Annotated in this window: 2 protein-coding genes; both read right to left on the bottom strand. The window is 19.9% G+C overall.

Features of this window, described 5'->3' with window-relative positions:
* Positions 1–110: 110 nt before the first annotated feature.
* Complete coding sequence (locus C6B38_RS06165; protein WP_105298856.1) at positions 111–314, bottom strand: DUF2649 family protein; 204 nt, start codon at positions 312–314, stop codon at positions 111–113.
* 152 nt (positions 315–466) lie between these two features.
* Positions 467–740, bottom strand: a 274-nt coding sequence (locus tag C6B38_RS06160; protein WP_146693342.1) for a DUF3627 domain-containing protein, incomplete at its 5' end; no start/stop codon positions are given.

Below are 740 nucleotides of genomic sequence, written 5' to 3'. Positions count from 1 at the left end.
CATTATTTATATTAATAATTACTGCATTCGTAATGAAAATATATATTATATTCAAAAAAAAATTTTAAAATTTTGTGGGGAGAGAAAACCATAATAATAACAAAATTTAATTATTTAAAATAACTAACTATTTTAAAAACCATTCACAAGAAAAACCAAGTTAAAAACAAAATCACAATTCAAACACCAACCATTAAAGTTAAATATTCATTTTGCGTTAAATTCCACATTGTAATACTTTCAACATTCGTTTTATCTATAAACAAAAATATATGAATAAAAAACTCTTTTAATTTAATTCAATCATTTTGCATTTTTAAAAACTCCACATTTTTTGAATAAGTTTAAAAAACATTCCAAAAAACAAAACAATAAATAACACAAACGATATAACATATAAAAACTCAGGGGCATTTGCACCAATAATATAACTAACAAATTGAACTCAATAATCATATAAACTCATTTAATTTAAACTTTCTAAATCATTAATTAATTCTTGTTCTTTTTCAACACTTCAATTTGTTAAATTATTATTGTTATTATTTACTTTTACTTTTTTAGGTTCACTTAAAAATAAAGCTTTTTTCATTTTAGTAAAATAATTTTGTTTATATTGATTATATAAATTGATTAATTCTGTTCCAGTTAAATATTTTCAAATATTTCGCTTTAAATTTTCATCATATTTTACAATAGGGTAAGAATTATCATAAATCAAACCGATTGCTACTTGTTCC

It is taken from the genome of Spiroplasma sp. ChiS, from assembly GCF_002968355.1.
Lineage (GTDB): Bacteria > Bacillota_I > Bacilli_A > Mycoplasmatales > Mycoplasmataceae > Spiroplasma > Spiroplasma citri.
Note: the sequence above shows the minus strand (reverse complement) of the source record. Positions and strands in the feature narration are given on the sequence as shown.